This is a genomic window from Clostridium sp. UBA871 (assembly GCF_002295255.1).
GTDB classification, from domain to species: domain Bacteria; phylum Bacillota; class Clostridia; order Clostridiales; family Clostridiaceae; genus Clostridium_J; species Clostridium_J sulfidigenes.
Map to the genome: position 1 here is coordinate 1 of NZ_DBFV01000001.1, position 13,497 is coordinate 13,497.

The 13,497-nt window shown below is 29.6% G+C and carries 13 protein-coding genes and 3 tRNA genes; 13 read left to right on the forward strand and 3 right to left on the reverse strand.

The genetic code is table 11. The features are described from left to right. The first annotated feature begins 118 nt into the window (after window positions 1-118). The 5 genes from B3086_RS00005 to B3086_RS00025 all read left to right on the forward strand — a co-directional run bounded on the left by B3086_RS00005 (window position 119) and on the right by B3086_RS00025 (window position 2,282). Window positions 119-193: transfer RNA gene (locus tag B3086_RS00005), tRNA-Gly, on the forward strand. A 4-nt stretch (window positions 194-197) separates the two neighbouring features. Next, window positions 198-271 (forward strand) — tRNA-Gly (locus B3086_RS00010). Window positions 272-277: 6 nt separating this feature from the next. Continuing rightward, window positions 278-353, forward strand: a tRNA-His gene (locus B3086_RS00015). A 264-nt stretch (window positions 354-617) separates the two neighbouring features. Continuing rightward, complete coding sequence (gene sfsA, locus B3086_RS00020) at window positions 618-1,316, forward strand: DNA/RNA nuclease SfsA (RefSeq protein WP_346876371.1); 699 nt, start codon at window positions 618-620, stop codon at window positions 1,314-1,316. 207 nt (window positions 1,317-1,523) lie between these two features. Beyond that, a complete protein-coding gene (locus B3086_RS00025; protein ID WP_346849293.1) occupies window positions 1,524-2,282 on the forward strand; it encodes an acyl-CoA dehydratase activase in 759 nt (252 codons plus the stop codon). A gap of 51 nt (window positions 2,283-2,333) precedes the next feature. Here B3086_RS00025 and B3086_RS00030 read toward each other — a convergent pair whose 3' ends face one another. After that, on the reverse strand, window positions 2,334-2,675 hold the full coding sequence (locus B3086_RS00030) for a hypothetical protein (protein WP_035135210.1): 342 nt from the start codon (window positions 2,673-2,675) through the stop codon (window positions 2,334-2,336). A gap of 2 nt (window positions 2,676-2,677) precedes the next feature. Next, complete coding sequence (locus B3086_RS00035) at window positions 2,678-3,934, reverse strand: DUF1576 domain-containing protein (RefSeq protein ID WP_346876372.1); 1,257 nt, start codon at window positions 3,932-3,934, stop codon at window positions 2,678-2,680. Window positions 3,935-4,162: 228 nt separating this feature from the next. Between B3086_RS00035 and B3086_RS00040 the strand changes: the two genes are divergently transcribed. The 6 genes from B3086_RS00040 to B3086_RS00065 all read left to right on the forward strand — a co-directional run bounded on the left by B3086_RS00040 (window position 4,163) and on the right by B3086_RS00065 (window position 9,246). Beyond that, window positions 4,163-4,339 (forward strand): hypothetical protein, encoded by a 177-nt coding sequence (locus tag B3086_RS00040; RefSeq protein WP_167403159.1) that lies wholly within the window; start codon window positions 4,163-4,165, stop codon window positions 4,337-4,339. 72 nt (window positions 4,340-4,411) lie between these two features. Further along, the gene (locus tag B3086_RS00045; protein WP_035135212.1) at window positions 4,412-4,597 is read left to right on the forward strand and encodes a hypothetical protein; all 186 of its coding nucleotides are present in this window, start codon (window positions 4,412-4,414) and stop codon (window positions 4,595-4,597) included. A gap of 163 nt (window positions 4,598-4,760) precedes the next feature. Next, complete coding sequence (locus tag B3086_RS00050) at window positions 4,761-5,837, forward strand: pyridoxal-phosphate-dependent aminotransferase family protein (RefSeq protein ID WP_035135214.1); 1,077 nt, start codon at window positions 4,761-4,763, stop codon at window positions 5,835-5,837. 158 nt (window positions 5,838-5,995) lie between these two features. After that, entirely contained in the window at window positions 5,996-6,907 is a 912-nt protein-coding gene (locus tag B3086_RS00055; protein WP_346880517.1) for a D-2-hydroxyacid dehydrogenase, read from the forward strand. Window positions 6,908-6,932: 25 nt separating this feature from the next. Beyond that, on the forward strand, window positions 6,933-8,177 hold the full coding sequence (locus tag B3086_RS00060) for a DUF1015 domain-containing protein (protein ID WP_346849294.1): 1,245 nt from the start codon (window positions 6,933-6,935) through the stop codon (window positions 8,175-8,177). Between the two features lie 310 nt (window positions 8,178-8,487). Next, complete coding sequence (locus B3086_RS00065; protein WP_346849295.1) at window positions 8,488-9,246, forward strand: tRNA threonylcarbamoyladenosine dehydratase; 759 nt, start codon at window positions 8,488-8,490, stop codon at window positions 9,244-9,246. A 235-nt stretch (window positions 9,247-9,481) separates the two neighbouring features. On the opposite strand, the gene B3086_RS00070 is transcribed toward B3086_RS00065, so the two are convergent. Further along, window positions 9,482-10,837: a M20 family metallopeptidase gene (locus B3086_RS00070; protein WP_346849296.1), complete on the reverse strand. Its 1,356-nt coding sequence runs from the start codon at window positions 10,835-10,837 to the stop codon at window positions 9,482-9,484. Window positions 10,838-11,170: 333 nt separating this feature from the next. On the opposite strand from B3086_RS00070, the gene B3086_RS00075 reads away from it, so the two are divergent. Together B3086_RS00075 and B3086_RS00080 are read left to right on the forward strand one after the other, a co-directional pair. Next, complete coding sequence (locus B3086_RS00075; RefSeq protein WP_346880518.1) at window positions 11,171-12,355, forward strand: MFS transporter; 1,185 nt, start codon at window positions 11,171-11,173, stop codon at window positions 12,353-12,355. Next, window positions 12,339-13,283, forward strand: a complete 945-nt coding sequence (locus B3086_RS00080) for a GNAT family N-acetyltransferase (protein ID WP_414632257.1) — start codon at window positions 12,339-12,341, stop codon at window positions 13,281-13,283. The genes B3086_RS00075 and B3086_RS00080 overlap by 17 nt, the downstream gene beginning before the upstream one ends. Window positions 13,284-13,497: the final 214 nt, after the last annotated feature.

A 13,497-nucleotide genomic window follows, 5' to 3' on the forward strand; every position in this document is an offset into this window, starting at 1 on the left:
GATCCCCCGGTGAGCCACCAATATTATAAATATGCTGAATTAGATATGAGCTAAATTAAAGCAGGCAAGTATAATGTGATTCAGTTATTTTTATGTCTAAAAATGAAATTTTGATTATGCGGGAGTGGCTCAGTGGTAGAGCGTCACCTTGCCAAGGTGAACGTCGCGAGTTCGAATCTCGTCTTCCGCTCCAATATGCGGGTGTAACTCAATGGTAGAGTGCTAGCCTTCCAAGCTAGTTACGAGGGTTCGATTCCCTTCACCCGCTCCAAATATGGTGGATGTAGTTCAGTTGGTAGAGCGCCAGATTGTGGTTCTGGTTGTCGTGGGTTCGAGTCCCATCCTCCACCCCAGATAATATAGATAAGAAAACCTTCTGTTTTTATAAACAGGAGGTTTTCTTATTATTTAATATAAAAATAATATCATGCTAAAGTTATTTTAATCATAGTATAATTAAAATAAAGATATAGATAAATACTTATAAAATCAAATAATTAGTAACATATTAGAATTATAAGTGGATAAATTCTAAGGAATTTTAGCTTATTTGTGGATAAATATTATATTTATATAAAATGTTATATAAATTTTAAATAAACATGGAGGATAAAAATATGATTTTTGATAAAGAAACTAGGGTTGTTGAATTTGTAAGAAGACCTAATAGATTTCAAGGATATGTAATAATAGATGGTAAAGAAGAGTTGGTGCATGTACCTAATACGGGAAGATGTAGAGAAATTCTAATTCCAGGATGCAATGTATTAATAAGAACAGAGAATGGAGCTAATAGAAAGACTAGATTTAGCCTAATTGGTGGATATAAAAATGGAAAGTTAATAAACATAGATTCTCAAGCTCCAAATAAAATTGTAGAAGAAGCATTAATAAATAAGAAGATTAAGGGCTTAGAAAGTTATACGACTATATGTAGGGAAAAAACTTTTGGTAATAGCAGATTTGATTTTAAGTTAACTAATGAAAGTGGAAAAGAATATTACTTAGAGGTTAAAGGAGTAACTTTAGAGGAAAATGGACATAGTATGTTTCCAGATGCGCCTACGGACAGAGGTCGTAAACATCTTTTAGAGTTAATAGAGGTGAAAAATTCAGGTAGAGGTGCAGGAGTTATATTTTTAATTCAAATGGATAATATAAGTACTTTTAAACCAAATGACAAAATGGATAAGGCATTTGCAGATGCATTAAGGTTTGCTAAAGGTAATGGAGTTGATGTATTTGCCTATGAGTGTAGTTTAGGTGAAAACTTTATAGAGCTTACTAAACCAGTAGACGTTTTAGTATCCATTTAGATATGTAATAGAAGAGTGAATTACTATTTAAAATTCAAAAGCTATAAAGCCTAATATTATGATAATATAATAATGTAATCAGATATCTAAACAATTTCTAAAACATAATATTTTCCTTTTCATGGCTCAACGTTCATATGTTGGGCTTTTTTAAAGAGATTTTGTTTATGTAGAAAGTTAATTAAAATTTAAGTTAGGGGGGAGCATATGTTTTACATCGGTATAGATATAGGATCAACAGCTGCAAAGGTAGCTATATTTGAAAATGATATAATAAATAATACTTTTGTAATCCCTACAGGATGGAGTAGTTTAGAAACTGCAAAAAAAATAGAAAGTATATTAGATGATAGAGGTATAAGCAAAAAAAATAGAAAAATCATAGCTACAGGTTATGGTAGGGTATCGGTTCCCTATGCAGATAAGACTGTAACTGAGATAACGTGTCATGGTAAAGGAGCTGCTTATATATATGATGAAGATTGCACTGTAGTAGATATTGGTGGTCAGGATACCAAGGTTATAACTGTAGAAGGAGGACTTATAACGAATTTCACAATGAATGACAAGTGTTCTGCAGGAACAGGAAGATTTATAGAGATTATGGCTAATACATTAGGGGTAAATATAGATGAATTATGTAAGTTAGCAACTGATGGAAAGGATGCAAGTATAAGTTCTATGTGTACTGTATTTGCGGAATCAGAAGTTATAAGTTTAATAGGAACTGGTAGAAAGAAAGAAGATATTGCATTTGCTATTGTAGATTCAATCGTAAGTAAAGTAGCCACCATATGTGGTAAGCATTCTACTGCACAAAACTATTTTTTAACTGGTGGACTTTGCAACTGTGAATATATAGTAAATAGTTTATCTGAAAAATTAGGCTCACAGGTTAAAACAAAAGATAGTGCAAGATTTGCTGGAGCTATTGGAGCTGCTTTATTAGCTAAAAATTTAAAATAAGTATAGGTAAACTTTATTACCTATACTTATTTTTATAAAATGTGTTAAAAATTATTTTAATCTAGTTAAACTAATTTTTAATACGTCATTAGTGTAGTTTACATCCACAGAATCAGTCATCATGCCTACTAAACTTAATTCAGAAGAGGAATCATTATCTCCATTAAGAGCCCAGTAATACTCCTCAATATCTTGTCTCCTTGGCATGTTTAACTGAGATGTCAAATCATTTAGTATTTGCTCACTAATATCAGGATTTACACTGGTAAAGCTGATATAGGTAATATCACCCTTAGTATTAAAATCTATATGTAGATCACTACAGCCAATTCTAACTAAGTAACTAGTTAGCTCACTAAGTATTTTTATATTTCTTTGACGTAAGTGTTTCATAATTAATATTCCTTTCTAAATGCAGAAATTAGTGGTAGTAAGAACATACATACAAGGCCACCTGAAAAGCCATTATTATATAAAATCATTCCACCGTGTAAATATGTAATATTCATTACTAGGCAAGCATGTAATACTCCTGCAATTATTCCCCACAGCCATCCAAAAGAACCTGCAATTGGAGCTAGAGTTGTACCAAAAAGTAAACTTAGAATAACGCTAGGCGAGTTTATTTCCCAAATATTAAAGAAAGTACATAATATTATACCGAACATTATAGGGATTATATTTTTTAGATGCTTACCAAAGGCTCCAAACCCAACAATAGTTAATATACCACCTAAAGTTGGACCATTCAAGTCACCATTTACTAAAACAACTAAAAACATTGAAAAGAGTCCTAGAATCCCCATATTTATTAAAGTAATTCCTTCACCAAAAATAAGATAAAAATCTGTAAGCAATCTACCAGAATATCTCGTTATTTTTGTAATGTTTTTAAAGCTATTACCATTATAGTAAAAACCCAAAGTTATCATAGCTAAAAATATCATTGAAAATAATATAATAAAAGGAACATTATTGCCTGTAGACCATATAATTCTACTTTCAAAGTCAATACCAAAAGCTCTAAGTAAAGACATTAATACTGTACCTATTAATCCTGCAGCTAGGCCTACATTATAAAGGCTATATCCTTGATGTATTCTCATACAAGCAGAAGCTAAGGGTGGAAGTAAAAAACCTATTACTATACTAATAAGGATACCTATCATAACAGATAGATAAAGAGGTATTGTAGTAGTACCAATTAGTTGAATTAAAGCTGGAGATAAGGTTGTTCCAAAAAGTGCAGTAACTATATAATTGGAGAATGGTTCCTTTTGAAATCTGGAGTACAACCAAATACCAAATATAATAGGCCAGATATTTAAAATGTTTTTACCGAAAAGGGAAAAACCACTTACTGTAAATACACCTGCAATTATAGTTCCTGAGGGTTTAACGTTTAAAAAAATTAGCATTATTACATAAAATATAATCAAAAGTGCACAGTTTATGAAAGTTGCACCAACACCGCCAATTTCCATGTAATCTGTTATGAGTATATCTGGGTTTAAGATTATATTTTTTAAGCCAATGAATATCTGATGTGGTGAGTTAAAAAGAAAAGATACTAATATTAATATTCCACTAAGACATAGAAATAGTTTATAGGGTAGTGGAATTCTAGTGGTAAAGTCTTTTATAATAATCAACTCCCTTGAATTTATTTACACTCTTCAAATAAAGGTGTATATTTTTAATATATATAAGGCTTTACTTCTATAGTATATCAACTTTTATAAGTGATAACTATAGTATTTATATTATAATTATTTTAATTTTAAGCACAAATAAGCATATATATAATATTGTTTTAAACTAGTTTAATTATGTAGATTAAACAATAACGAAATATTTTAAATTAGAAAGAGGAAATAAAAATGGTAATGGATATAGTAGTTTATAATTGTGAGAAATGTCCTGATTTTAAACAAAATAAATGTGATGGAAAGGAAGTTAATTGTATGTGTAAAAAATGTCCTAGAAACTTAGGACAATGTTTAATTGTAAGGTATTGTAGAGAAACAGAATCTGTTTTAGATTGTTTCGATTATTAAATTAAAAAGTAGGTATAAAATATATGATAATACAAAAGATATAATATTATAATACATAGGAGTGTTAAAGTAATGGTGTCCAATGAAATTAAAAGTAGAATTGCTCAAAACTGTTCATTTTATAATGAGAGATCATATTATCCAAATGAAATACTTATGCAATTAGAACAAAGTTGTAATAATTGCTCTAATTTTGTAAGAGGACATTGTGTAAAAGATATATTTGATGAAATATACGAAGAAATCAGATTGAAATAAGTATTATATTTCCAAAAACTTAATAAAAATTTAAATTATAATAATATATCCCAATATTTAATTTATTATGGTTGAGAAACCTATGGAAAAATGTTAAAATGTAATTGATTTCAAATCAGATATTGGAAATTATAAAGTTTACTTTATTTTAGGAGGGTGAATCATGCACAAGAGATTATTTATACCAGGTCCAGTTGATGTGGCACAAGACGTATTAGAAAAAATGGCTACACCAATGATAGGACACAGAAGCAAAGAGGCATCAAGAATACAAAGACAAATTAGTGATTACATGAGAGTTATATTTAATACAAAAGAAGAAATATTACTTTCAACTACTTCTGGTAGTGGGCTTATGGAAGGTGCTGTTCGTTCATGCACAGCTAAGAGAGCTGCAGTTTTTGCTGTAGGTGCTTTTGGTAAGAGATGGTATGAAATGGCTGTAGCTAACAATGTACCAGCAGATTTATATGAAGTTGAATGGGGTACACCAACAACTCCAGAGCAAGTAGATGAAGTTTTAGCCACTGGAAAATATGATTTAATAACAGTTACTCACAACGAAACTTCAACTGGTGTTATGAACCCACTAGATGAAATAGCTAAAGTAGTGAAAAAATATCCAGATGTTGTATTCTGCTTAGACACTGTAAGCTCAGCTGCAGGAACAGAATTAAAAGTAGATGAATGGGGAGTAGACATTTGTATTACTTCAACTCAAAAAGCTATTGGACTTCCTCCAGGAATGTCAATGTGTACTTTCTCTAAGAAAGCTATAGAGAGAGCAAAACAAGTTCCACATAGAGGATTATACTTAGATCTTTTATCATTATATGAATACATTCAAAAGAAAGATTATCAATATCCATCAACACCTTCATTATCTCACATGTTTGCATTAGAGTATCAACTTGATAAGATTATAAATAAAGAAGGTCTTGATAAGAGATATGCAAGACACATAGAAGGCGGAGAAATTGTTAGAGCATGGGCAAGAAAATACTTTGAAATATTACCAGATGAAAGATATATGTCTAACACTTTAACTAACATAAAGAATACTAGAAATATTGATGTTGCAGCTTTAAACAAAGCTCTAGGAGAAAGAGGATATCAAATTTCTAATGGATATGGAAAGTTAAAAGATAAGACTTTCAGAATAGCTCACATGGCAGAGACTACTCCAGCAGAAATTGAAGAATTATTAAAGAACATTAACGAAATATTAGGACTTGAATAATTAAGAAGGGGTAATTCCCTTCTTAATTTTCAAGTAATAAAGATTCATATACAAGTTTAAAATGTATAAGTTTTCAATTTATATACTTAATGTATGTGGATGAAGTTAGATTTTAAATAATTAATTATTAATTAATTTTATTTTAGGAGGGTATCGTCATGATAAGAGTATTAGTTACTGATGGCATGGAGAAAAGTGGAATACAGGTATTAAAAGATAATGGATATGAAGTTATAGAGAAATTTTATGAGCCTGAAGAATTAGGAGTAGCTTTACAAAACTTTGATGTAGTAGTAGTAAGAAGTGCTACAAAGGTTAGACAACCAATAATAGATAAAGCTTGTGAAACAGGAAGATTAAAATTAATAATCCGTGGTGGAGTAGGTGTAGATAATATAGATGTAGCATATGCTACTGAAAAAGGAATAAGAGTTGCTAACACTCCTAATTCTAGTAGTGCATCAGTTGCAGAACTTGCACTAGCTCATATGTTTGCAGTTTCTAGATTTGTAAGTACTGCAAATGTGACTATGAGAGAAGGAAAATGGGAAAAGAAAAAATATGAAGGTATTGAGTTAAGTGGAAAAACTTTAGGCTTAATAGGTTTCGGAAGAATTTCAAAATGTTTAGCTCAAAAGGCTGAAGTATTAGGAATGAAAATTATGTATACTGATATCCTTGGTAAAGCTGAAGGGTATGATAAATATGAATATGGTACTTTAGAAGAAGTATTATCTAAATCTGATTATGTATCTCTTCATATACCATTCATAAAAGAGCAAGGAGCTACAATAGGTAAAGCTCAACTTGATATTATGAAAGATGGAGCTGTACTAATTAACTGTGCTAGAGGTGGAGTTGTAGATGAAGCTGCTTTACTTGAAGCTTTAAATAGTGGAAAGTTAAGAGGAGCAGGCGTTGATGTATTTGAAGTTGAACCAACTAAGAATGAAGATCTAGTTAACCATCCAAGAGTATCAGTTACACCACACATTGGAGCAGCAACAGTAGAAGCTCAAACAAGAATAGGTGAAGAAATAGTTCAAACTATATTCGATTTCTTTAAATAATATTAATTACGTAGGAGGAAAAAATATGGCAGTTGTAAGACCTTTTAAAAGCATAAGACCAACAAAAGAGCTAGTTTCAAAAGTAGCAGCTCTTCCTTATGATGTTATGAACACAGAAGAAGCTAGGGAAATGGTTAAAGGAAACCCTTACTCTTTCTTACATGTTGATAAAGCACAAATTGATTTACCAGCAGAAACAAATCAATATGATGAAATAGTTTATAACACCGCTAGAAAAACTTTAGACAAGATGAGAGAAGATGGAACTTATATTCAAGATAATGCTCCAAGCATGTATATTTATAGACAAATCATGGATGGAAGAGTTCAAACTGGTATAGTTGGATGTACTTCTATAGATGATTATATGAATGATATAATTAAAAAACATGAGCACACTAGAGCTGAAAAAGAGCAAGATAGAATTAATCACGTTGACCATTGTAATGCAAATACAGGTCCAATTTTCTTAACATACAAAAATGTAGGAGAAATTGATGAAATAGTTGCTTCATGGACTGCTAAAGAGCCAGAATACAACTTCGTTTCCGAAGATGGAATATCTCATATTGTATGGGTTATAAATGACACTGAAACTGTAAAAAGATTAGAAGAGTTATTTAAATCAGTTAAATATCTTTATATAGCTGATGGTCACCATAGAGCTGCATCTGCTGTAAAAGTAGGTAAAATGAGAAGAGAAGCAAATCCTAGCTATACTGGAGAAGAGGAATTCAACTTTTTCCTATCAGTTATATTCCCAGCAGATGATTTATATGTAATGGATTATAACAGAGTAGTAAAAGATTTAAATGGAAATTCTAGCGAAGAATTCTTAAATAAAGTTTCTGAGAAGTTTACTGTAGAAGAGTATAAGAGAGAAGGCCAATACAGACCAGAAGGAAAAGGTTATTTTGGAATGTATTTAGATAACAAGTGGTATAAGTTAACTGCTATAGATGGAACTTATGATTCAAAAGATCCAGTTAAGAGTTTAGATGTATCTATACTACAAGAAAACCTTCTAAGACCAATACTTGCTATAGAAGATCCAAGAACAAGTGATAGAATAGATTTTGTTGGTGGAATCAGAGGTCTCAAAGAACTTGAAAGAAGAGTAGCTGAAGGAATGAAAGTTGCGTTCTCTATGAATCCAACAAGCATAGAAGAACTTATGAACATTGCTGATGCTGGAGAAGTTATGCCTCCTAAATCAACTTGGTTTGAACCAAAATTAAGAAGTGGAATCTTTGTTCATGAATTAAGCTAAGGTAAATTAAAGGTAAAACTTATTTGTATCTTATCTAAATCAAAAAAGCTAAATCTTATAAAAGTAATTATACTTTTTAAGATTTAGCTTTTTTGAGTATATAAAGTTCGAAATATAAACAGAGTTCTTAGCTTGTAATAAGCTTTAGAAATACTTAACATAAATACACAGTTGAATTATATTAGTAAAAAATATAAAATTGATATATTCAGAGAATAAAAATTTATGTATTTATTTATGATTTAAAAGAAAAAGTTAAAAATATCTTTAAGGTTATAAGGTAAATACCACATATTAAGGAGATGCAAAAATGTTACAACATTCATTATCAAGAACAGAGCTATTAATAGGAAAAGATGGTTTAAATAAATTAAAAGGCAGTAAGATTATAGTATTTGGAGTAGGTGGAGTAGGCAGCTTTACAGTAGAAGCATTAGTAAGAGCAGGTGTTGGAACTATTGTTTTAGTTGATGATGATACTATTTGTTTAACTAATTTAAATAGACAAATACATGCAACTTATGATACTGTAGGAAAAGTAAAAGTTGAGGCTATGAAAGATAGAGTTCTTTCAATTAATAAAGCATGTAATGTAATAACTCATCAAGTTTTTGTTACTAAAGAAAATATTCCAGAAATAATTAGTGATGATGTTGATTATGTTGTAGATGCTATAGATACTGTATCAGCAAAGATTGCTCTGGTAGAGTATTGTAATGAAAAGGGTATAAAAATAATCTGCTCTATGGGTACAGGAAACAAGTTTGATCCTACACAATTTAAAGTTGCAGATATATATGATACTAAAGTGTGTCCACTTGCAAAGGTTATGAGGCATGAACTTAGAAAAAGAGAGATTAAATCCCTTATGGTAGTTTACTCTGAGGAGATGCCTACAAAACCAAAACAAGATGATGTGGTTACTTGTAAAACAGGGTGTGTATGTACAGGCGGGACTAAAAAGTGTGCTATAAAAAGACAAATACCAGGGAGCATATCTTTTGTGCCACCAGTGGCAGGAATGATAATAGGTGGAGAAGTAATAAAGGACTTACTTAAAGAAAGCTAATTAAAAGGAATCTAATAAAAATCAACATTAAGTAAAACATACCTTTAGCAGAGTGTAATTGCTTATTTAAGTTTATAATATAAAAATCCGTCAGTATAATACTTGACGGATTCTTATTTTAAAAATTATGTTTATCCGATAATTACTTGAACCGATACTTCTATTTTTTATGAAAGGTAAAGCAATTACGACTATTGATAACAATTTCTAAAGAGCAAAGCTCTAAGAATTCAGCTTATTTAGCTAATTTATATAATGCTAAGGCATAAATTTCTGTAGCTTTAACTAAATCATGCATAGTTATAAATTCATTTGGTTGATGTTCTGTCTTTTCTGAGGTAGGGAATACCATACCAAAGGCTACACAGTTATCTATAGCTCTAGCATAAGTAGCTCCACCAGATGATTCTGGTATTCCATCATATCCTGTTTCTTCATCATAGACTTCTTTCAATGTTTTAATTAAGAAATGGTCTGCAGGAACATATATGGATTCCATCCAGTCGAACTCATTATATTCTAAATCATATTCTAAAGCTTTTGCCTTTAATGGATTAACTATATCTTCTTTTTTATAGGTAACAGGAATTCTAATATCTAAAGATATAGTTTCTATATCTTCATTTAAATCAATTTTACCTACATTTACAGTTAGTTTTCCAGATACATCTTCACATTTTGGTATGAGATTTTTAATTGCAACATCTTCACCAATTACATTTGCTATAAATTTTATTGAGTTAGATGATGAGCCCATTTGTTCTAAAGCTATAGCTAGTCTAGAAATAGCATTAATCCCCTCAGCACTATCTGCAGAGTGAACACCTTTTCCAATAACAGAAATAGAGTTTTCATTTAAAATATATTTATAATTTAAACTGTTTAATACATTTTTAAGAGAATTAATTTCTTCTGCAGTTCCTGTATATGTAGCGTTATCAGGAACAGAATTAAATGCATTTCCTGCACTTAAAGTTAAATTAGAACTCTTTTTACAAGTTAAAGTAGATTGAAGTAATCCTTTTTCTGCATTTATACAGAAGAATTCACTATCGGGAGTTATTCCCATAGCAGGAATTTCTTCACCATTCTCTTTATATTTATTAATACCTCTCCAAAGATTTTCTTCATCTGTTCCAAATATAAATCTTATTCTTTTATTTAATTTGATTCCTAAGTCCAATAAAGCTTTTACTGCATATATGCAAGCTATAGTAGGACCTTTATCATCTTGAGTTCCTCTTCCATATATTTTATCATCAACTATAGTTAATTCGTATGGAGGGTATGTCCAAGAATTCAAATCTCCTTCAGGAACTACATCTAAGTGGCCAAGAACTCCAACTAATTCAGGGCCCTGGCCAACCTCTGCATAACCATAGTAACCATCCTTATCATAGTAAGTTTTAAAGCCTAAAGACTCACATAAATTTAAGGTGCTTTTTAGACAATCGTCTATATTTTTACCAAATGGATAATTAGGGTTATCCTCGTCTATAACGCTTCTAAAACTTACAGCTTCTTTTATAGAGTCTATGAGTTCAGGTATTAACTCATTAACTCTTTCTTTTATTTCTTCTTTTTTCATCATGAGACTATCCCCTTTCATTTTAGATAAGCTTTACATATTGTTGACACATATGAAATTAAGGAAATATATCCTATAGTTTAAATTAAACATAGATGATAACATATGTCAATATTACAGTAGGTTAATATATCAGCCATTCTTGATTTGAATACTTGTCTATTATTCTTATTCATATTTATATCTTTTTTATATTAATTAATGAATTAATATATACAATAGTATATTTTTGTTAGGATAATTACTTTACTTAATAGCTATAAAAAATAAAGGATTCAATTCAATAAAAACATATATTAATTATGATATAATATCATTGAAAAAGGAGTGATGTTAGTGAAGAAAAACCAAAGTTTTGCCATAACAATATTTATATTTATTATTATGGCTGTAATTGCTATAGTCGATAACACTAAGGGAATATTTGTCCCTGTATTTAAAGAGACTTTTAATACAAATAATACAAGTATGGGCATGCTCTTATCGGTATGTTCTTTAGGATACATAATATTTACTTATATAGGTGGACTACTATGTGAAAAATTTGGACAAAGAAATGTAATCTGTACGGGGCTTTTCACTATTATAGCCTCTGTTTTAATAGTAGCTTTCTCTAAAACTTATACAATACTATTAATTGGAATGTTTTTAATAAACATGGGTATTGCTTTTGTAATGATTGGAGTAAATACGCTAATACCAGCTCTATTTATTACATTCCAAGCAATAATGATGAATTCAGCTCATTGTTTTTATGGATTTGGATCTACGGTAGGACAATTTGCTATTGGAAACATTTTAGACAATGGAGTAAGTTGGAGAAGTGTATTCTTTAGAATAGCAATGATTTTTATTGTAGTATTAATAATATTTTTCTTTATAAAAATCCCTAATTTTAATATAACTAAAAAAGAAAATAAATTTAATATAGCTATAGCTTTTAAAGAAAAGTATATGTATATCTATGCTATAGCATTAGGAACATACGTGTTTGCAGAAATGGGAATGTCTAATTGGATAGTTAATTTCCTCATGGAAAGTTATAACTATACTAGCAGTAGTGGAGCTATGTTTTTGTCAGCCTTTTTCTTTTTACTTACTATAGGTAGATTATTAGGTGGGTTTGTAGCTGAAAAGTTAGGATACTTACAATCAGTTTTATATTCTTTACTAATTGCATGTGTATTATTAATAATTGCTCTAATTGTTGGACATAATGCTCTCATTTTAATATGTGTAACAGGACTATTCTTTGCAATCGCATATCCTACAGTAGTAGCTACTATTAGTAAGGTTTTTAAAGATAATAGTTCATATATAACAGGATTAATTTTAACATTATCAAGCACTATAAGTATGATTCTAAATCTTATTATGGGAAGATTAAATGATATTATAGGGACAGCAAAAACTTTTTATTTAATACCAATAAGCTTGAGTATTTCTATCTTGTTTGTATTTCTAATATATAGAGGAAATTATAGTATTTTTAAAAGGGGAGGTAATGAAGTTGAGCAGTGAAAGGGAAGTAAGTATTAGTAATGCAACTGATGAAGCAAATAAATATATAATAAGAGATTCATCTGGAATTATAGTAGGAAGATTTATAATCTTAGATTTAGACCATGAGAATAAAGGTGTAATTATAAAATTAAAGTTTTATAAAAGTGGAAGAGATGCTAATAAAACATTACAAGATGCCCTAAAGTTGATGCTAAATAACTTAATAAAAAGCAAAGGTCTTCATAAAGTTAATATTATATGTGATGAAAAAATAAGTTTAACTCCTTTTACAAACTTAGGATTTCAATTAGAAGGATATATATCAGATAGTATTATAACAAATTTTAAATATGAAGGTAGTTTATTATTTGGAATAGTAGAAGAAGAATTTTATAATAATTCATATAAGAAGGAGCTAGAAATTCAAGGAAATAAAATAAGTATAAGAGTTCTTAATTCTGATGATGCAAGTGATTTATTAGAGTATTATACGAGAAATAAGGACTTTCTATCAAAGTTTGAACCGCACAGAGATGAAGAATTTTATACAGTAGAAGTTCAAAAGCAATCTTTAATAGAGAATTACAAAGAATTTATTAAGGGTGAAGGAGCTCACTTTGGAATATATAAAGCAGAGAAGATGATAGGAAGAATACGTATATATAATATAGTCCACGGTGTATTTAAGAGTGCATTTATAGGATACTCTATGGACGAACAGTATCAGGGAAATGGATATATGAAAGAAGCTGTTAGTTTAGTTGTAACATATGCCTATGAAGAATTAGGACTTCATAGAATAGAAGCAACAACTTTAGTTGATAATGAAAAGTCACAAAGAGTTTTAAAGGCATGTGGATTTAATGAACTAGGTATATGTAAAGAATATCTACACATAAATGGAAAGTGGAGAGATCATGTTATATTTTATAAAAATAATAAATAATTTTAATTTAGGAACTAATTAGTTTAATTCAAATATAATTTGTTATACACCATCCATATTAAAGGTGGTGTATTTTTATTTATTTAAGTGTATAACTTTTTTAGGAACGTGGTATTCGAGTTTATCACCTATATGTTGGAACTTTATATAGGTTACCTTTTATATAGTTAACTATTTAGCTATTTAACTAGTCAACTAGTTGTTTTATTCATGC

What these genes read in the sequence shown, in the direction of transcription:
- sfsA (WP_346876371.1), top strand. Translation starts at nt 618, where the DNA reads ATGATTTTTGATAAAGAAACTAGGGTTGTTGAATTTGTAAGAAGACCT.
- B3086_RS00025 (WP_346849293.1), top strand. Translation starts at nt 1,524, where the DNA reads ATGTTTTACATCGGTATAGATATAGGATCAACAGCTGCAAAGGTAGCT.
- B3086_RS00030 (WP_035135210.1), bottom strand. Translation starts at nt 2,675, where the DNA reads ATGAAACACTTACGTCAAAGAAATATAAAAATACTTAGTGAGCTAACT.
- B3086_RS00040 (WP_167403159.1), top strand. Translation starts at nt 4,163, where the DNA reads ATGGTAATGGATATAGTAGTTTATAATTGTGAGAAATGTCCTGATTTT.
- B3086_RS00045 (WP_035135212.1), top strand. Translation starts at nt 4,412, where the DNA reads ATGGTGTCCAATGAAATTAAAAGTAGAATTGCTCAAAACTGTTCATTT.
- B3086_RS00050 (WP_035135214.1), top strand. Translation starts at nt 4,761, where the DNA reads ATGCACAAGAGATTATTTATACCAGGTCCAGTTGATGTGGCACAAGAC.
- B3086_RS00055 (WP_346880517.1), top strand. Translation starts at nt 5,996, where the DNA reads ATGATAAGAGTATTAGTTACTGATGGCATGGAGAAAAGTGGAATACAG.
- B3086_RS00060 (WP_346849294.1), top strand. Translation starts at nt 6,933, where the DNA reads ATGGCAGTTGTAAGACCTTTTAAAAGCATAAGACCAACAAAAGAGCTA.
- B3086_RS00065 (WP_346849295.1), top strand. Translation starts at nt 8,488, where the DNA reads ATGTTACAACATTCATTATCAAGAACAGAGCTATTAATAGGAAAAGAT.
- B3086_RS00070 (WP_346849296.1), bottom strand. Translation starts at nt 10,837, where the DNA reads ATGATGAAAAAAGAAGAAATAAAAGAAAGAGTTAATGAGTTAATACCT.
- B3086_RS00080 (WP_414632257.1), top strand. Translation starts at nt 12,339, where the DNA reads ATGAAGTTGAGCAGTGAAAGGGAAGTAAGTATTAGTAATGCAACTGAT.